Genomic DNA, 18111 nt, shown 5'->3' with positions numbered 1-18111 from the left:
TGGAGAACTCTAACCGAAAATCAAGGGAAAACAAGATAATCCTATGAAAAATAGATCAAAGCGTCATTACGGAATAATCCAGACTGACTGATTATTGCTGAAACAAGGGGTTCAGAGCTTATGATATGTTTAGATCAAGATGCTTTAAATCAAACTATTGAAACGATGGAAAAGGAAGCTGTTTTAAAAACGGATCATTTTAGCAAAATTCAGTTTTTGTTTACCTAATCATTTGTGCTGCTTTCATGCTCGTATCACCGTAATCTTTCGCTGGCAGCAATATCTTCGTCACATTTCTTGTTGTGAATAGGCAAGTTTTCCGCGGCAAAATGTCATTACTACTTCAAGGCGGTCATTTAAAACAACTAAGTCAGCATCTTTTCCTTTTGCGATGCTTCCTTTGCGATCATAAACGTTTATTTGTTTAGCAGGGTTAACGGCTGCCATTTGAATAATGTCTTGAAGCGTACATCCGGTGTAAGCCATCATGTTTTTGGCTGCATCGTTCAGCTTCAAAATACTTCCTGCCAGCGTCCCATCCCGCAAAACTGCCCGATCTTCATTCACTTGGACTTCTTGGCCTCCAAGTTCATAGATTCCTTTACCGAGACATTTCGCTCTCATTGCATCCGTGATTAAAATAAGCCCGTCATTTCCTTTGTTTTGATAAGCAAATTTCACCATTTCCGGACACACATGAATGCCATCTGCGATAATTTCGCACAACACCTCATCATGCATGAGCACTGCTAGAGCAGCTCCCGGCTTGCGATGGTGCACTCCGCTCATTCCATTAAATAAATGGGTTGCATGGGTAATGCCAGCTTGTATGCTTTTAGCAGCTTCAGCATAAGAAGCATCTGAATGCCCGATGGAGGCGACAACTCCTGTTTGTTTTAAATAATCGGTTAATTCTATTCCACCTTTTCTTTCAGGCGCCAATGTCACAAGCTTTATCGCTCCGCTGGACATATGCTGCCATTTTTTAAATAACTGCAAGTTCGGTTCGAGAATATTTTCTGAGTGCTGCGCCCCTGCTCTTTTAGGGGAAATAAACGGACCTTCCAAGTGGACTCCTAACACTTCTGCATATCCGGGTTCATTCGCTGTTTCCATGTACTTTCTTACATTGATCAGAGCTTCTTCAATCCGCTGTTCAGAGCTTGTCATCGTTGTTGCTAAAAAACTCGTCGTTCCTTCCCGGGGGAGTGCCGCTGCCATTTTACGAATTGCCTCATCGGTTGCATCCATCGTATCAGCGCCTGCTGCTCCATGAATATGCAAATCGATAAAACCAGGAATGACTGCATAATTGTTTTTGCTTTCAATTTTTTCAACCTGTTCGTCTGTAACAGTCAGCTTTTCTTGAGGACCAACGTCAAGAATTTTCCCATTTTCTATTAATACATATCCATTTTTGAAAACTCGTTCTTCAGCATATACCGTCATATTCGATAACAAAATCTTGTTCATAAAGATCTCCTTTTTCTAGTAACAATCTCTATTTAAATTGTATGTATGTGGAACAAAATGTTAAATGACTTTTATGGGATTTTTAAGCACATATATTGGGTCTGTCCGGAAAATTAAAAAAATATAAAACTACTGCTCCAGATAAAGAAGATTTCAATAATTCTTTTTAGCAGCTTTTCCATTAAACCGCAGTCGTTTTAGTATTTTGAAGCAAACATATCGTTCATCTGCATTCCGAAATACACATTATATCACAATCGCTTATTCGTAATGTAAGCTTCCGTTCTGAAAGAAACGTTTTTTTCGCTAGTGTGCATAAAGCAGACCGATCCAATCAGTAAGGATAGTCGTTAAGCGTCGCCTGCGAAGCTCCGAACAATCGAGAGGCTAGCGGTTGGATAAAGCGGCTTAGTAATTTTTTTGATTTTCGCAAAACTTTTTATTTATTATTTGCGAATATATAGGTAGTGATAGAAGTTTTGAGCTTTGGGATTGGAAGTGAAGCTTCACGATGGATCAAGAGAAGAAATGGATAAAAGCAATACAGAAGCGGGCAAGTGAAAAAGCGGCAAATAAGCTGATCTCTTATTATTACAAAGAGATTTATGCGTTCGTATTTAAACAAACGTTTGATCAAGAATTAGCGAAAGATTTGACGCAGGAGATTTTCATCAGCATGCTGCGCGGCATTCACCATTATGAGGGGAAAGCGGCGTTCCGGACATGGCTGTATAAAATCGCAAAGGCGAGAATCATCGATTACTATCGCTCGAAAGAATATAAACAGCAGAAAAAAACAGTCAATTTGTTAACAGATCAGCGGGAAAGTGATGACGTGCTTTTTACAATCGAACAAAAGGACGAGGTAAAACAGGTTTTAAACCTGCTTGAACAATTTGATCATGAGAATCGACGAATTGTGCAAATGAAAATTTTTGCAGGCCAAACATTTGCCGAGATTGCCGCAAAGCTCCAGATAAAAGAATCAACCGTAAAAACGAAATATTATTCTACATTGCGAAAAATCAATGAGCAGTTAAAGGAGGATGTCCATGGCCATTGATAACGAAAAAATTCCTTTTCCTAGCGATAAGGAGATCAAACAAGAAATTCAGAAGATTATTGCAAAAGGCATGAACAAAAAGCCTTCCTTTTGGCAATATATGTTCACTATGTATCGCGAAGTCGGTTTCCGCAACGTCTTTCGTGATCTGACGGAAATCGCTTTTACGATTGTTTTAACTATCGCTGTTTTCGCTATGTTTGTTCTTTCAACCGCAGAATATTTTTCATGGACAGCCTTGGATGTATATACATTGATCTTTTGTTTTTCACCTGTTGTTTATTTTGTTATTGTTTTCTTCTTTTTTATTTGCCAAAAGCAAAAGCCGGCGTTTGAGGTGGAAATGACTTGTAAATACAATGTGTATCAATTAGCAGCATTCCGTATGTTCATGTTCAGCATTTTCGCTATGCTCGCCAATGGAGTCATCATTTTCTGGCTAGCAACAGAGTTTTCCATTCATTTTCCTTTTGCCTTTTTATTATCTGTTGCATCTTTATTTCTTTTTGCTGCTGCTTTTTTGTATGTATTGCTTTATGTACCGACAAAAAGTGGGAAAATTGCTTTATTTATCAGCTGGATTACCGCAAACTTGTTTCTTTCTTACATGAACAGCTATGTTTATCAAGCCTTTTTGTTAAACGTTCCGTATTTTATTTACATCATCATCGTGATGGCTGCGATGTATATATATGTTCATCAGCTTAAGCTGTTTTTCGTCAAAACCAATATAAAAGGAGTTTTGTAAAGATGTTAATTGTCGACCATGTTTCCAAATATTACGGCAATTTTATTGCTCTTGAAAATGTTCATTTACAGTTTGAAAACGGAATTTACGGACTATTAGCCCCAAATGGCGCTGGAAAGACAACATTGATGAAAATGCTTGTCACACTCATCTTTCCGACAAAAGGAGAAATTCGTTACAACGGGGAAAATATCATCCATCTCGGCAGCAAATATCGCGAGCTCCTCGGTTATTTGCCGCAGCAATTCGGATATTACAAGCATTACAGCCCTGCAAAATATTTGCTTTACCTTTCAGCATTAAAAGGGATTTCAAAGCATGAAGCAAAAGAAAAAATACCGAAGCTTTTAAAGCTCGTTGGACTTGAAGATGTCATGCATAAAAAAATGAGGAAGTTTTCCGGCGGGATGATTCAGCGGGTCGGCATCGCCCAGGCATTGCTGAACGATCCAAAAATTTTGATTCTTGATGAGCCCACAGCAGGTCTTGATCCGACCGAACGCGCCCGTTTCCGCAAGCTTTTAACCCAATTAGCAAACGATCGGATCATTATTTTATCAACGCATATTGTGTCTGATGTCGAATCGATTGCCAATGAAATCATTATGATTAAAGATAAAACGATTTTATATAAAAAGCCGATACGTGAATTATGTCAATTATTGTCCGGCCGCATTTATGAGACCACAGCTGATTTTCAGGATGCGGAAATCTTTCGGAAGCGATTTGCAACAATTTCGGAAAAGCAAGAAAATGGCCAGATGATCTTTCGGTTTGTTAGCGACGAACAGCCAAATGAAAATTGGGAAAGTGTTGAGCCGACATTAGAGGACGTATTTCTTCATGTATATGGAGAAGGAGCGCTGGCATAATGATCAAATACGAATTAATAAAAGTTGTCAAGTCGCCGATCTTTATCATTTTACTATTATTTTTTGTGACGTTGAATGGTTTGATTATTTTCGACCATAAAAATGAACGGGAAAATTTACCTGTTTTACAAAACATAGTTGAGCAATACGGGACGAAAATCGATGATGAAGCATTGGCAGGTATGAAAAAAGAAATCGATCATGAAATGGTATGGGTGAATGAGCTGAATCCAAAAAGCGAGAAGCAGTATCAGTTTCCATATGAGTTTATAAAAGGCCATGAAGCGTTTCTGTACCAACATCTTACGGATCGTGAATTAAACAGGCTATTCAATCTCAACTTGTTCACTCAATATTATGAAACCGCTAAAAGCGTCGATGATATTTACAGCGAGCTGGATGCGACAGAGTTTGCCCGGCAACAAATCAAGAAATACGGATTAAGCGGGGAGGCAGAAGAAACGGTGCTGAACCAAGCCAATCTTTTAGAAAAGCGGCTGAAGCAGCTAGTGAAAAACGGTGAACATCGCCATTTCTTTTATTTAGGATCAGTCTATGAAATGCATTCCTTGCTATTTAAAAAGCTTGGCCGGGCGATCGCTTTTGAAGGAATGATCCTCGTCGTTTTAATCACAGCATTGCTAACTAATTATGAATTTGAGAACCGTACATCCTTTGTTGCATTTACGAGCAAACGCGGGAGAAATTTGCTATGGGACAAGCTTGCTGCAAGTGTAATCGCTAATGTGTGTGCTGTTATGTTGTTAATCGCAGCGACATTGATCATTTACTTTTCTGTCTATGATTATTCTAATCTTCTGTTTGTGCCGATTAGCAGCTATTTTAATAGCGAAACGCCTTTTCCTTACATATCGTGGTGGAATCTATCATTCTTGCAGTATGTTTGTTTATTTGTCGGCTGTTTACTATTAAGCCAGCTGCTGTACCTGCTGCTCACCTTCAGCTTATCTATATGGCTGAAAAACAGCTATCTTGTTTTCTTTACATTTGCTTTGTTCGCTGGTGTTAGTTTATGGCTTCCAAGCGTTGTTTCACTGAATAGTAACTTTATCTTGATCATGCATGTGAATCCTTTTTATTTAATTATGAATCCGCATGTATGGTTTATGGGAAACAACATTTTTACGATGTTTCCATATTTTGAAGCTGTAACGATAGCAGCGTGGGCGGTCATATTTGTTCTATTAGGATTCTTCAGCATGTACAAATTTAAACGGCAACCATTAAATTAGGGGGAAGAATATTGAGAGTTTTTTTATACGAACTAAGAAAATTGTTCAATTGGAAAGTGCTGCTGCTTATTTTGTTCATCAGTTTTCTGTTTTACAAGCTGTTTTTAAGCTTTTATTTTGAAAATTTCCCTAATGGACGGCCTGCAAAAGATGAGTTTATGATTACGAAAGAAATGATCAATAAATATGGGCATGAAATGGACGAAAAAGAGTTTCAACATTTTAAAAACTGGTATAAGCAAAAAAAAGACGAGGCCAATGCCTATTTAAAATCACAACAAGATGCGGAAAAACTAGGCATTACAACATATGAACAGTTTCGACAATTGGATTTAACAAATAAACAGTATGCAGATTTTCATGAAAAAGTCGTGTTTGTTGATCAAGCAGATGTTTTTTGGGAGCTGCAAGCATTCGAAAATATCATTGAACAATATGAATCGAAAGGGAGGGATATTGAATCTTATACCGATGAAGATCAGCAAGAACGTGTAAAACAAATCATGGCAAACAATGATGTCAATTCTGTTTTTCCATATCTTGTCTATGAAAATTACAATGAACTCATCCGCTTTTGGGCGGTTTTGATTATTATAAGCGTTGTCATGGTAACATGCCGCGTTCATATTACAGACAGACTAAACAATGCGATCAGTCTGCAATACACGACGAAAACCGGTCGGAATTTGTTTTCTGCAAAACTTCTTGCTGCTTTAGCAGCCACAGCATTGATCACAACTGTGCAGATCGTCATTTTTTGGTTTTTCTATCTTGGGAATGTTACGCAAGCTTTTTTTCCGCTTTCCATCAATTCGTTCTATAATTTTTACTATTTTTGGTTTGACTTTACATTTGAAGGCTATATCATCACAACGGTGATTGCTATTTATATTGTTGCCATTGTTGCGGCGCTCTTTTCAGTATTTTTCTCACGGATCGCACAAAACTACATCACATTGATCGGCTCGCTTGTCCCGATCGTTGTGCTGCTAAGCTATTGTACTTTAAAATACCTTGTTGGCGAACTGTTTGCGATTCTTCATCCGCTTATGCTTACAATCGGCACCTTTCTTGTATTGATCGCGATCAGTACGATATTCATCATTTACAGAATGAAGCAGGAAAAGCTTGTTGATCTTATATAAACCAAGCGATAGCGGACAAAGCACGATCTTGCTGATAGCGGGCTGGAGATCGATGAAGCAGGAATTCACGGGGTTGCTTCCTTCTTCTGATTTTCCTTCCTCCAGCCTCGATAAAATAACAGACAGTCTGATACGATTTACATTCATTTTTTAGAGCTTCGGCAAGCAATCAGAAACATCATGCCGCTATACCTTCTGATTTTTATCTGCCTATTTTTTGACTGATTTCTATAAATCCCTACCATTTTGAAATTTGATTGATCGAGAGAGGCTCGAAACTTTAAGACAATCAATCTCATTGAAACAATTTTAGTATCGGCTATTCAGTTTATGGGATTCGAAAACTTTAAGACGATGAATCTTAGACTTTGCCAGCCTTCCTTTCTATCTGCTCCGTATGGTTTAAGGTGGACATTTCAGGAGGATGGCAAGGTCTTTTTTATTGAAGTGCATTACTTTTGGACACCTGTATCAAGCGAAACGATGAAGGTTTCCGTCATTTCTGTTTTTTTCTAAATCTAAATGTTTTTCCTCTTTTATATTCATTATTGTTATATGATGCAGTGAGGCTTTAACAGCATTACTTGAGCGTTTACAGTAAAACTGAAAAAATGCCTGTCTCTGCTGTTTTGAATTGTAGCGGGCTGGAAACGTTCAAAAATCTAGTAAAAAACTTCATTATTTAAATTCCTATTAATAAGTTTGAAATTTTAGGTTGACATTTCTTATAGTTAGTTTTATATTAGAAACAGAACATACGTTCTGTTTGGTGAGAATATTAATACTTGTCCTAGCTGTTACGATTTTTAATCTTTCCCCCTCTTATGTTTTCCTCTTATTTTTATTCTCCATCGAAAGGACGATCTCCATTATGAAAGAATACCTCGATTTGAAGATGGATTTCATGTTTAAGCAGCTGTTCGGCGACCCGAACCGCAAGTCGCTTACCATTGCTTTTTTGAATGCGATTTTACATCGGAGCGAAGCAGATCGCATTGTCGATGTTCAGTTTGAAAGCACGGAGCTGACGAAAGAGACAGAAGATGGAAAAATGAACCGGCTTGATGTACTGGTACTGACGGATCGAGGCGAGCGCATCAATGTGGAAATTCAAATCGTAAATCAGCACGATTTACCGGAACGAATTTTGTATTACTGGGCGAGGGTTTTCTCCCGGTCATTAGCAAAAGGACAGCCGTACAGCATGCTTCCCCCTACCTTTATGATTACCATCCTTAATTATCGGCTTTTTCCTCATGAAACGGAGCGATTTCATACGGTTTTCCATATACGAGAAGATGAAGAACATTTTCTTTGGTGTCCGCACCTTGAATTTCACGTCATTGATTTACAGCAGTTTATGGTAAAATGGAAGAAATATAACAGAGAAATAAAACGATTGCCAGAGTATCCGTGGCTGATGATGCTGTCAGCAGTAGACGCCAAAAAGGGGAAAATCGATGAGTTTATGCTCAGTGAACTGGAGGTGTTTGCGATGAATGAGCAGGAAATTCGTGAAGCGCTGGAAGAATGGGAAAGCTTAAGCGTCAACCCGGTAAACCGTTATGAATACGAAATGCGTTTGAAATGGCTGCGGGACCAATTGTCAAACCTTCAAGGCGAACGGCGAGCAGGATGGGAGGAAGGGCTGAAAAAGGGAATGGAAGAAGGATTGAAAAAAGGGTTGAATCAGGGCCGGGAAGAAGGAGTTCGACAGGTAGCCATAGACATGCTTCGTTCAGGGCTAGAACAGGAAGTTATTATGTCAGTTACGAAATTAACTGAAGAAGAGCTAGATGAGCTGAAGAAGAAACTATTGGATGAATGACTTTTTTGACCATGAGTAGAATAGTTCATTTTATGTGAAAAGAGGTATGAACTAAAATTTTTTTCATGTCTCCAGTGGATGGCGAAAAGTGAAAAATCGAAACTGGAGGTGTTTGCGATGAATGAGCAGGAAATTCGTGAAGCGCTGGAAGAATGGGAAAGCTTAAGCGTCAACCCGGTAAACCGTTATGAATATGAAATGCGTTTGAAATGGCTGCGGGACCAATTGTCAAACCTTCAAGGCGAACGACGGGCAGGATGGGAGGAAGGGTTGAAGCAGGGCCGGGAAGAAGGAGTTCGACAGGTAGCCATAGACATGCTTCGTTCAGGGCTAGAACAGGAAGTTATTATGTCAGTTACGAAATTAACTGAAGAAGAGCTAGATGAACTGAAAAAGAAACTATCCTCCAACTCCTTTTAAGCGGGAAGGAACGAGACTCTCATTACATGACTAACTATTGCCAGCTGTTCAGGTCAATTTTGTAAAAAGGAAGTTACCTGAATTTTGTGGACGAGATAGAGGAGTTATACTTGTTATTCCAGTAAAATGGGAGAGTGGGTAGCTGCTGCAAAGCATGTGCCAACATTGAAGGCGCCTGCCAGCGCGCACGAACTTGAAAACTTTCCTCCCTTGACGGGGATTCACGGAATCAGACGTATGCAATCGATGAGCTGACAGGCGAAATGATTTATTGGCTCTGGTGCCAGTAAATGGTTGATAACAATTTATTCATTATTCGTGTGATACTCCCATTTAGCTTTCTACCCGATCCACTGTTTCGCAATGGGAATTCTTTTAATGACGAAATAATCCAAAACCCACACTATCAATAGTGACGCGCCTACTAATGGGAAGAAAAGACCTAGAACAATGACAATGACGGCTACTCCCTTTAACATTTTAAAGTTTTCTGGCAAAGCCGGAGCACCCAATTTGCCTTTCGGTTTTCGCTTCCACCACATTATAACGCTACTTACAACAATCATTATAATGCCAATAGTTAATGCAAGCATGAACAGCTGGCTAATGAATCCAAATTCTCCTTGATGAAATGCAATGCCTAGTGAAATTAATTTTCCCAATGCACCATAGTCACTCCATGCAAATTTAGCTAAAACTTTTCCGCTGTATTGATCTATATGCAGCGTTTGTTGTGCCCAAGGCAGTGGGCGGTTAGGATAGACGTCAGCAGGATCTAAAAAGATCGTATATACACCGGTTTCTCCATCAGGAAATGCAATTCTATATCCCGGTTGGACGTTGTTTTTTTCTGCAATTTGCATAACTTTATCAACAGAAATTGTTTTCACCCCATTGGGACTTGATTCGGGCACAGGTAAGTTTTCAGCTGCCCAAGGAACATCTGCTATTTCTTTTGTTGGAATTGTTGATTTAGGAAATGCATATTTTTCCCATGGTTGATCTCCTTCCGGGTTTCCGGAAATGGGATCAACGATACGATGTGCCATGCTTCCCCAAACACCGGACCACATGAGTCCAGAAAACAATTGTACGACGATAAAAAGAGAAAGCCAGATTGCTGTAACGGCATGCATATCGCGCCAAAACGTGCGGTTTCTTTTACTCAGGTTTATTCGCGGAATCAATGTCCCAAAAAGAGATTTTCTATTTCGCGGCCACCATAAGTAAACACCAGTAATAATTAGGATAATGAACCAGCAAGCGGAGAGCTCTACTAACCAGTTTCCAATGGTGCCGCCCCATAATTCACCGTTATGCAAATCTTTCACCCATGCCATGAAGCGTGCATTCTCATTTAACTTTCCAATAATGTCGCCGTTGTATGGATTGACAAACACAGATATACTTTCCCCGTTCACCATTATTTCAACCTCAGATGATCTGTCCGGTGCAAAGGAAGGTGTAAAACCTGTAATTTTTGCATGTGGATAATTCTTTTTCACTTCATGAATCTGTTCTGTAGATGAAATTTTTTGCTGACCTTGTTGGACGTAATAAAGATCATGGTACATGTAATTTTCAATTTGCGGTTTAAACAGGTAAATTCCTCCGGTAATAGACAAAAAAATAATCAACGGTGCGAAAAAAATCCCTGCGTAAAAATGCCATCTCCAGACTGTTTTATATAAAGAAGCTTTCGTTTGTTTATCAGTGAATGCTTTTGAATCCTTTGCTACTGCATCTATTCTTTCAAATTCCATTTTTTTCACCCTTTTTTTAAGCAATGACAAAACTTTTATAGATCATGTCGATATAACCTCAACAATTGCAATGCGGTTTTTTCCTTGTGAATCGTATTTTTCATATGGTCAATAATAGAGCCTTCCTTTATAAACAGAATTTGATCGCCTGCTTCTGCGGCAACATCCATCATATGAGTGGAAAAAATGATGATTGTGCCTTTCATCTTTTGTTCTTTTATCAAATTGACAAACTGATCAATCCAAAATGGGTCTAAACCATTTGTTGGTTCATCTAACAAGAGCAGTTTTGGATTTCCTAACAATGCTTGTCCTAATAATAGTCTTTGCCTCATTCCTTTTGATACATTTTTCACTAGTTCTCTTTTAAATTCTTCCAAACCTATTTTTTTTAAAATGTCTTGTACAGATGATTGATCTTTTTTCCGCAGTTTGGCATAAAATGATAAAAATTCTTGAAGCGTCATGAATTGCTGAGCATGAAAATCATCAGGCATGTAGCCGATCTGCTCGATATAGTTTTTTCTGTTTTTAATTAGACTGATATTGTTTAAAACAATGTCCCCGGAGGACGGATTTGAAATACCCGCCAAAATGCGAAGAAGCGTGCTTTTTCCGGCTCCGTTTCCGCCGCATAATACGATGCATTCCCCTTTTTTTGCTTCCAGTGACATGGAAGAAAGCACAACTTTTGTTTTATATTTTTTTGAAACGTCGGAGACTTGTAATGTTGTCATTGTCTTTTCTTCCTTTCAAGCTTCCAGACGGAAAATGCAAGCATGATGCTTGAAAAGATGAACATATAACCGACGAACAGCACCCATAACGCTTTTGTTTGCATAAAAGAGATGAGCTCGTCGTATGATTGTCCAAAAACAGCTCCGCCGTCAAGCTGAACAACAAATACTATACGGAGCAATTCCGCCGGATTACAGAATAAAGATGCCTTTAAAAGCGGAGCTATCATCGGATAAGGGACAAAGCTCAAAACGGAAATGACTGCAGTCGGCCATATCATGATAAGAAAGAACCACACGCCGACCGAAAGTATGAGAGCTTGCCATCTCGTTTCTGAAAACGAGCCAATGGTCAAGCCGATGACGAGAAAAAACCATATTAGCGAGATAGAAAAAATATATAAAATGAGCACCCATTTCAAAGATAATGAACTTCCCAATAAAGTGCCGACCAAAAGGCTCAAACTGAAGCTTAAGCTGAAGATGGCAGATTGTGCGGTCAATTGCCCGCAAAGCTTCCCAACCCAATAGGCAATAGTCGGCAACGGATACGTGCATAAAAGACTCCACTGGCCATTTTCCATTTCATTCGCGATGGAAAACGATCCAGCCACCAGCATAAACAGTGGTACGATGTACAGCACAATGTTGGCGATTGTGCCTGTCATGTTTGTATAGCCTGTGAGAGCAGGGTTATTCCGCTCTAACAAAAATAGTAATGATAAAACGAAAATCCATAGAAACACAAACGTGTAAGAAGAACGCTGCCTGATTGTCAAACGCCATTCGGCTTTCCATATGTTCCGCATAATTCCTCCCACTGTAAAAAAAGGGCACTTATAAATTTGCCCTTCATTCATGTGAATGATCATTGCCCTCATCCATGTGGCTGTCGCCATTCATATCCGTATGACCATCCTGCATATTCTTTTCCATCATTTCTTTATTCATTTTCCATTTATGATCTTGCAATTGATCGAAGTTTAATATTTTTCCGCTATTTTTTGATATGAAGGCTTCAGCATCTTTTTTATCTTGGAAAGAAATGACGTTGTAGGCCATTGGCGTCCGTATCGATTGATCATACACGTAGGTTGCTTTATCAGATTCAACCCATTCTTTCGAATGATAATCTCTGACGAATTCCGCTTCGATGTTTTCATTTTTATTTTCGCTTTTCCATTTATACATACATCCGATATCATCAAAAATGAATGTTTTGCCATTTTTTAAAATAAGCTGTGTTGCAAACTGATTATCCATTACAGCCATGTTACATTGAGCGCATTTATCGTTTTTTTCATCAATGGCTCTTGGCGACACTTCCTTTTTTCCGCACGCAGCAGTGATAATCAGTAGAGCGCATAACATGAAAATGAAATACATTTTACGCATCCTCTTTTTTCCTCCCTATCCTCCATAAAGTAATGCTTCCTAAAAACAAGAGAAGACTGAAAACAATGATCACTCCAGAAGATGACTTTGATTCATCTTGTATTGGAGCTGTCATAAGCGGCGAGTCATCCGTCATCGCTTCATTGTCTGGACTTTTCCATAATTTTTGCAATACAACCATGCCTGGTGAATGGAAAAACAGCTGGTATTCTGGAATATCCTTCGTCAAACTTAAAAAGAACGGATTCGTTTTATAAGGTATGTCGCTATAACCGGATCCATCGGCATCAAGCTTTAGAGAGGCGTCCCAATAATTCCTTTTCACTTCATTGTCCGAGCTGCTCAAAGCTTGAGCTTCATTTACATTGCTAATAAACGTATTGTTTGAAACGATGTTTCCGTTCGCCTCTTTGAATTGAATGCCAATAAAATTCCCACGCACTTCATTGGATAAAATAAGGTTATTGGAGGCGCTTTCGGCCAAAATACCAACTCGATTATAAGAAATATTATTGCGAACCACCTTTGTCTCTGTCGCATCAAATAAAAGAATCCCCTGAGCATGAACATTGCGGTTGTTAAAAATGAATTCATTATTTTCGATTTTTCCACCCTTTGTTTCCATGACCATCGCTCCTGCCACGTTATTTTTGGAAATGTTTTTTTGAATTGTTATGTGGTCAGAATACATAATGTGTATGCCGTAATTTGATTGCTGGATGAGGTTTTGGACGGCCGTTGTATAATCGCTTTGCTCCATATAAATCCCATCTCTCACTTTTTCGATTCTGACTTTTTCAATGACATTTTGTTCTGACTTCCATAAATCAATCCCGTTATGTTGTTTTTCACCTTTTATCGAGCTTTGTGTGATGACGGTGTGATAGGCGTGTTCAAGCTTTAACCCGATCCCCTTTGTACGAATATGAACGTGTTCAATTCGGTGATGATTTCCTGATACTTGTATAGCGGCAGCGTTTTTCTCTTGGCTGCATTGAATGACCGTTACGTTTTTTACTGAAACGCGTTGACCTTTGATGGAGATGACGGGTTCTTTACGGCAGGATTGAATGGTTACTTGTCCATTTCCTTGTAACGTAACAGGTTTTGAGAGCACAATTGATTCATGATAAACGCCTCTCGGTATTCTCACGATTGAGTGCTCTGGAGCTTGATCAATCAGATATTGCAATGTGCTTTCGGCATGGATGCTGGATGGATGTGTCCAAAAAAGCATCAAAAAAACGATTAAATACCATAATTTTTTCATGACGGAATCCTTTTTTCAGTGTCATTGTTCTAATTGAAGGTTAGCGTATAATTGTGTGAAAACTATGAAGCCTATTTGGATATTTTTTTACATTTGTTTCCTTTCTTACATTCATTTACTGGCCTTTGCTTTTAAAATTGGCAATTTGTCAAATCCGCAGGAGGTCTAAACATGATGGACAGTCATGTGAAGCATTTGCTTGCCTTTCTATCGCTCGGAGCTTACTAGGACAAATTTATGAAAAACTTCAAACAAATTTCATAATTTCTGGTTATAATTAATAAATTAGAAAATTCATTTAATAAGTTGAGAGAAGGTGTCAAGTGGCTGATGTCTTTAAAGGTGTTAATCGTTGATGATGAAGAAAAGATGCGAAAGCTGATTAGAACGTATTTGACAAGAGAAGGATATATATGTTTGGAAGCAAAAGACGGGTTTGAAGCACTTGAAAGATTAAAAAAGGAAAACCCGGATATGCTGATCGTTGATGTCATGATGCCTTACATTGATGGTTTTACTTTAGTCGAGGAAATGCGCCAATATCTTCAAATTGATTCTCCAGTCATTTTTTTAACGGCAAAAGGGAATGAGGAAGATAAGGTGAAAGGTTTAAAGATTGGGGGAGATGACTATATAGTAAAACCTTTTCATCCTTCAGAGCTTTTGGCGCGTATGGAAGTGATTTTTCGCAGAACACATCGAATTGCAAGCGATGTAAAAATAGCAGCTATTGGACCGTTGCAATTTGATCTTCAAGGCCGGATTGCCACTGTTGAAGGCCGCAGGCTTGCGCTCACACAAAAAGAATTTGATCTATTATTCCTTTTAGCCAAAAATAAAGGAAAAGTATTTACACGAGGTCAATTGCTTGACCAAATATGGGATTCCGATTATGCAGGAAGTGAACGAACCGTTGATACTCATATTAAAACGATTCGTCTAAAATTAAAGGAGCACAGCCATCTAATTCAAACCGTTTGGGGAATCGGTTACAAGTTTGAGGTGCCGTCTTGAAAAAAATAAAACATTTTTCAGTTAGTCAGAAAGTATTGCTGCTCTTTTTCATCAGCATCATTTTTTCCATCTTGTTTTCATTTCTGTTCATTCACTTCCTATATAAAGAGCTTTACATTCGCAGTGTGAAAGAGCGGCTTATTTTTGAGGGAAAGCAGACAGCTGCTCACTTTCATTACGGCTCGCTAAGTGAAGATATTAAAGAAAAAATTGAATGGTATAATCTCATTTCACCTTATGAAGTAATAGCTGTTGATCAATTAGATGAGCTTCATCAACATTTTCCGTATCAAATTGATTACAAACATCTGATCAGTCAAGAAGATGAGAAAAAGCTCTCATCCGGGCAATACGTAGTTAAAGAGGGCTATGTTCATGAATTGGATCGAAAGATTGTCGGAGCAATATTCCCGCTAACTCACGAACAGAACTTAATAGGTTTTATATATATTTATATTCCTTTAGCCGAAATACCAGAGGTTTTTAGTAAAGGCATTCCGATTTTAATCTTGTTCGGTTTAATCTTTTTCGTATTGATCTATTTTGTTATCACGTACTCAATTCATTCGATCTTTCGTTCGCTGCGAACTATTCAAACGATTGCAAAAGAGATCAGCCGCGGAAATTTTTCTAAAAGAGTTCCTATCCAAACGTCAGATGATATAGGAGAATTGGCGAGCGCCTTCAACAAAATGACGGAATCTCTTGAAAAACAAGACGAGCGCAAGAAAGAATTTTTATCCAACGTGGCTCATGAATTAAGAACCCCTCTCACATATATTGGAGGATACACGCAAATCTTGCTGGATGAAGCTTATTCATCAAAAGAAGAGGCGAAAAATCATCTTCTGCTCATCAATAAAGAAACAACGCGAATGCAGAAGCTCATAAACGACTTATTACAATTAAATGAGCTGGAAAACAAAGATATGACTCTTGAAGCAGAGCCGATCGCCTTTTCCCAATTGATTCTTGATTCATTAGAACTGTTTGCGCCTGCGCTGAAGAAAAGGAATATATCCATCAAAACAGATTTAGATGATGAAATCATCATTATGGGAGATATGAACCGGCTGCATCAAGTTTTTTGTAATGTGATTGACAATGCCATTAAGTATTCCTTCGAAAACGGGATGATCAACATTGCATTGTATCAGAAAGAGAAGCGGGCTGTTGTTATCGTTCGGGATAATGGAATAGGCATACCGAAAAAAGAGTTGGATCGTATAGGGGAACGTTTTTACCGGACAGATAAATCGCGTTCAAGAGAAACAGGGGGAACAGGCCTCGGGCTTTCCATCGTCAAACAAATTGTTGCTTTACATAACGGGACGATGAAAATTGAAAGTGAAGAAGGGCAAGGAACATCGGTTATTTTGTCATTTCCGATAGTAGAGTAGATGTTTAAAAAGGCTATACGAAATGTGGCCTTCAGGCAGTACGATAAAAGTTTCCTCTGGTCTGCAAATGCTTTTGATCAATCTTTTTTTGAGGTTTCGCATTTTTTAACCTACTGACGAATATTTCAAGAACTTTTTTATCTAAACGTCGTTCCTGTTTAAGATTCCTAAACAACCATCATTGAAACTCATCAGTATATTTATTCTTTTATTTCCGTGAAAAATCCCTTTGTGAGACAGGTTAGGTGTTTTTTGCAAAATAAAAGTGCAGAGAATTGCAAAATCCTTATGCAGTGATATGCAATGGGGCTTTACATGGAGGAGGAGCCATGATAACTTTTTTTGGTTTTGCCAAAACTGTTGAAGCTGGCGCTTGACTAAAGAATCATGGCTACAGAGGATCCACGTCAAGCCCTTGATGGATAGATCACATATACATTTATTCAAAATTTTGATAAAGATATACTGCAACCCTCTGTATTTTTTTCTTGCAGAAAACAAGGTTAAACTTTTTCCTAACTGTCTGCACAAGAGGGATCATAATAAAAGCCGGGTTTAATTTGTAAGATTGCTTATATGTTATTGTTCAACATTTATTTTTATGTTCTTAATGGAAAATCTTTTACCTTCAACATCCTCGCTTTCAGATAATTTGGAAGTGTTGACTGCTACATAATATGTTCCCGTTTTATCTATAGCTATATGAAATTTCTCCTCAAATTTTTGATTAGGCTTGATTTCGTCTTTATATAAAATTCTGTTTGAGGTTTAATCTTTTGAATAAATTACTTCACCTCACTTATCCTTTATAATGAATGATTCTATTATTGGTTTACTATGAAATAAAGTTGTTTCAGCTCCGTTATTTTTAAAAGCTGTAATGATATCAAATTCTTGTTTGTTTTTAACCACTTTGGGGACTTTTAATTTCAGCTCAAAATTTCCGTAACTTGCAGTTTTCTCATCTTTCTTTAATTCATTTACATTATTGCAGCCAACCAAAAAAACATAATGAATAATAAAATAATGTTACGCAATCTTTTCACTCCTGAATCTATATTCATTTAAAACTAGTCTAATTCCTAATTGGGCAATTAGTAGGTATATAAATGATGACCTCACTTAATATTCCTATAAGTCTATTTTGCCGCTCACAAGTAATTAAGCTTGTCTTATTCCCTTACGTATGATGCCAGAATAAACTTTTTTATAATATTATGTAAATAAAAATCAGCAATTTAGAGTAATTCAAAAGCATTAAATCTTGCAAATTCAGTCCACACATTTGATAGTGTAAAAATGAAAACATGAAGACTGCTTCCCGTTAGTGAATACAAGGAGGAATACAATCGTGGTTCAACACCCATTGCCTTTGAAATGATAAGGTTTTGCATCGTTTTTTGACTAAAAATTAGGGATTTATAGTCTAATCCTTCATTTGATAAGAAAGATTATTTTTTCGTTAATAAATGATAGATTTCCTGTAGTCTAAAATTCATGCAATAAAAATAAAACAATACGATTCATTCATATATTTATCAGCTGCTGAAAGCGTGCGGTTTACACCATTTTGCTTTCATGAACGAATATCGCTTCGTTACGTCGTGCGCTTGCGTTCATTACGGTATTTCCTCTGGAACGTTGAACGTCTTTTTCTCGTTACTCCGTACTTTTATATGTCTTTTGGCTTATAGCCACCCTTGAAAGCAGGTAAGACTTTCTTTCATTTC

Annotated in this window: 15 protein-coding genes and 1 pseudogene; 10 read left to right on the top strand and 6 right to left on the bottom strand. The window is 38.0% G+C overall.

All coding sequences use genetic code 11. The features are described from left to right. Nucleotides 1–288: 288 nt before the first annotated feature. Nucleotides 289–1473 (bottom strand): N-acetylglucosamine-6-phosphate deacetylase, encoded by a 1185-nt coding sequence (gene nagA / locus RI196_RS17105; protein WP_311066607.1) that lies wholly within the window; start codon nucleotides 1471–1473, stop codon nucleotides 289–291. 511 nt (nucleotides 1474–1984) lie between these two features. Between nagA and RI196_RS17100 the strand changes: the two genes are divergently transcribed. From RI196_RS17100 to RI196_RS18835, 8 genes and pseudogenes are all read left to right on the top strand, one after another. Continuing rightward, complete coding sequence (locus RI196_RS17100) at nucleotides 1985–2536, top strand: RNA polymerase sigma factor (protein ID WP_311066606.1); 552 nt, start codon at nucleotides 1985–1987, stop codon at nucleotides 2534–2536. Further along, complete coding sequence (locus RI196_RS17095) at nucleotides 2526–3284, top strand: hypothetical protein (protein ID WP_311066605.1); 759 nt, start codon at nucleotides 2526–2528, stop codon at nucleotides 3282–3284. Before RI196_RS17100 ends, RI196_RS17095 begins: the two co-directional genes overlap by 11 nt. A gap of 2 nt (nucleotides 3285–3286) precedes the next feature. After that, on the top strand, nucleotides 3287–4156 hold the full coding sequence (locus tag RI196_RS17090) for an ABC transporter ATP-binding protein (RefSeq protein ID WP_311066604.1): 870 nt from the start codon (nucleotides 3287–3289) through the stop codon (nucleotides 4154–4156). After that, the gene (locus RI196_RS17085; protein ID WP_311066603.1) at nucleotides 4156–5409 is read left to right on the top strand and encodes a hypothetical protein; all 1254 of its coding nucleotides are present in this window, start codon (nucleotides 4156–4158) and stop codon (nucleotides 5407–5409) included. Before RI196_RS17090 ends, RI196_RS17085 begins: the two co-directional genes overlap by 1 nt. Nucleotides 5410–5420: 11 nt before the next feature. Further along, nucleotides 5421–6554 carry a hypothetical protein gene (locus tag RI196_RS17080; protein ID WP_311066602.1) on the top strand — a complete coding sequence of 378 codons (1134 nt, stop codon included), beginning with the start codon at nucleotides 5421–5423 and terminating at the stop codon, nucleotides 6552–6554. A gap of 868 nt (nucleotides 6555–7422) precedes the next feature. Continuing rightward, complete coding sequence (locus tag RI196_RS17075; protein ID WP_311067375.1) at nucleotides 7423–8382, top strand: Rpn family recombination-promoting nuclease/putative transposase; 960 nt, start codon at nucleotides 7423–7425, stop codon at nucleotides 8380–8382. Between the two features lie 99 nt (nucleotides 8383–8481). Continuing rightward, nucleotides 8482–8680 (top strand): annotated as a pseudogene (locus tag RI196_RS18760) (Rpn family recombination-promoting nuclease/putative transposase); the annotation flags it as partial. 17 nt (nucleotides 8681–8697) lie between these two features. Next, nucleotides 8698–8802 carry an Rpn/YhgA-type helix-turn-helix domain-containing protein gene (locus tag RI196_RS18835; RefSeq protein WP_498633646.1) on the top strand — a complete coding sequence of 35 codons (105 nt, stop codon included), beginning with the start codon at nucleotides 8698–8700 and terminating at the stop codon, nucleotides 8800–8802. Nucleotides 8803–9143: 341 nt separating this feature from the next. Here the strand turns inward: RI196_RS18835 and RI196_RS17065 are convergent, their stop codons facing one another. The 5 genes from RI196_RS17065 to RI196_RS17045 are packed head-to-tail and all read right to left on the bottom strand — an operon-like array spanning nucleotide 9144 to nucleotide 13967. Continuing rightward, a complete protein-coding gene (locus RI196_RS17065) occupies nucleotides 9144–10565 on the bottom strand; it encodes a PepSY-associated TM helix domain-containing protein (RefSeq protein ID WP_311066600.1) in 1422 nt (473 codons plus the stop codon). A gap of 35 nt (nucleotides 10566–10600) precedes the next feature. Further along, nucleotides 10601–11302: an ABC transporter ATP-binding protein gene (locus tag RI196_RS17060; protein WP_117017156.1), complete on the bottom strand. Its 702-nt coding sequence runs from the start codon at nucleotides 11300–11302 to the stop codon at nucleotides 10601–10603. Next, nucleotides 11299–12111 (bottom strand): ABC transporter permease, encoded by an 813-nt coding sequence (locus RI196_RS17055; RefSeq protein WP_144597383.1) that lies wholly within the window; start codon nucleotides 12109–12111, stop codon nucleotides 11299–11301. Before RI196_RS17055 ends, RI196_RS17060 begins: the two co-directional genes overlap by 4 nt. A 43-nt stretch (nucleotides 12112–12154) precedes the next feature. After that, the gene (locus tag RI196_RS17050; RefSeq protein ID WP_117017157.1) at nucleotides 12155–12697 is read right to left on the bottom strand and encodes a nitrous oxide reductase accessory protein NosL; all 543 of its coding nucleotides are present in this window, start codon (nucleotides 12695–12697) and stop codon (nucleotides 12155–12157) included. Beyond that, nucleotides 12690–13967: a right-handed parallel beta-helix repeat-containing protein gene (locus RI196_RS17045; protein WP_311066599.1), complete on the bottom strand. Its 1278-nt coding sequence runs from the start codon at nucleotides 13965–13967 to the stop codon at nucleotides 12690–12692. Before RI196_RS17045 ends, RI196_RS17050 begins: the two co-directional genes overlap by 8 nt. A 330-nt stretch (nucleotides 13968–14297) precedes the next feature. Here RI196_RS17045 and RI196_RS17040 point away from each other — a divergent pair, with 330 nt between their 5' ends. Next, entirely contained in the window at nucleotides 14298–14981 is a 684-nt protein-coding gene (locus RI196_RS17040; RefSeq protein ID WP_063388886.1) for a response regulator transcription factor, read from the top strand. Then, nucleotides 14978–16381: a sensor histidine kinase gene (locus tag RI196_RS17035; protein WP_066251154.1), complete on the top strand. Its 1404-nt coding sequence runs from the start codon at nucleotides 14978–14980 to the stop codon at nucleotides 16379–16381. The genes RI196_RS17040 and RI196_RS17035 overlap by 4 nt, the downstream gene beginning before the upstream one ends. Nucleotides 16382–18111: the final 1730 nt, after the last annotated feature.

The sequence above is a fragment of the Aeribacillus composti genome (assembly GCF_031760945.1).
Classification (GTDB): Bacteria; Bacillota; Bacilli; order Bacillales; family Aeribacillaceae; genus Aeribacillus; species Aeribacillus composti.
Note: the sequence above shows the minus strand (reverse complement) of the source record. Positions and strands in the feature narration are given on the sequence as shown.

Excerpts from the sequence above, each read along its gene's own strand:
- nagA (WP_311066607.1), bottom strand. The coding sequence starts at position 1,473 with ATGAACAAGATTTTGTTATCGAATATGACGGTATATGCTGAAGAACGA.
- RI196_RS17100 (WP_311066606.1), top strand. The coding sequence starts at position 1,985 with ATGGATCAAGAGAAGAAATGGATAAAAGCAATACAGAAGCGGGCAAGT.
- RI196_RS17095 (WP_311066605.1), top strand. The coding sequence starts at position 2,526 with ATGGCCATTGATAACGAAAAAATTCCTTTTCCTAGCGATAAGGAGATC.
- RI196_RS17090 (WP_311066604.1), top strand. The coding sequence starts at position 3,287 with ATGTTAATTGTCGACCATGTTTCCAAATATTACGGCAATTTTATTGCT.
- RI196_RS17085 (WP_311066603.1), top strand. The coding sequence starts at position 4,156 with ATGATCAAATACGAATTAATAAAAGTTGTCAAGTCGCCGATCTTTATC.
- RI196_RS18835 (WP_498633646.1), top strand. The coding sequence starts at position 8,698 with ATGCTTCGTTCAGGGCTAGAACAGGAAGTTATTATGTCAGTTACGAAA.
- RI196_RS17065 (WP_311066600.1), bottom strand. The coding sequence starts at position 10,565 with ATGGAATTTGAAAGAATAGATGCAGTAGCAAAGGATTCAAAAGCATTC.
- RI196_RS17060 (WP_117017156.1), bottom strand. The coding sequence starts at position 11,302 with ATGACAACATTACAAGTCTCCGACGTTTCAAAAAAATATAAAACAAAA.
- RI196_RS17055 (WP_144597383.1), bottom strand. The coding sequence starts at position 12,111 with ATGCGGAACATATGGAAAGCCGAATGGCGTTTGACAATCAGGCAGCGT.
- RI196_RS17050 (WP_117017157.1), bottom strand. The coding sequence starts at position 12,697 with ATGCGTAAAATGTATTTCATTTTCATGTTATGCGCTCTACTGATTATC.
- RI196_RS17045 (WP_311066599.1), bottom strand. The coding sequence starts at position 13,967 with ATGAAAAAATTATGGTATTTAATCGTTTTTTTGATGCTTTTTTGGACA.
- RI196_RS17040 (WP_063388886.1), top strand. The coding sequence starts at position 14,298 with ATGTCTTTAAAGGTGTTAATCGTTGATGATGAAGAAAAGATGCGAAAG.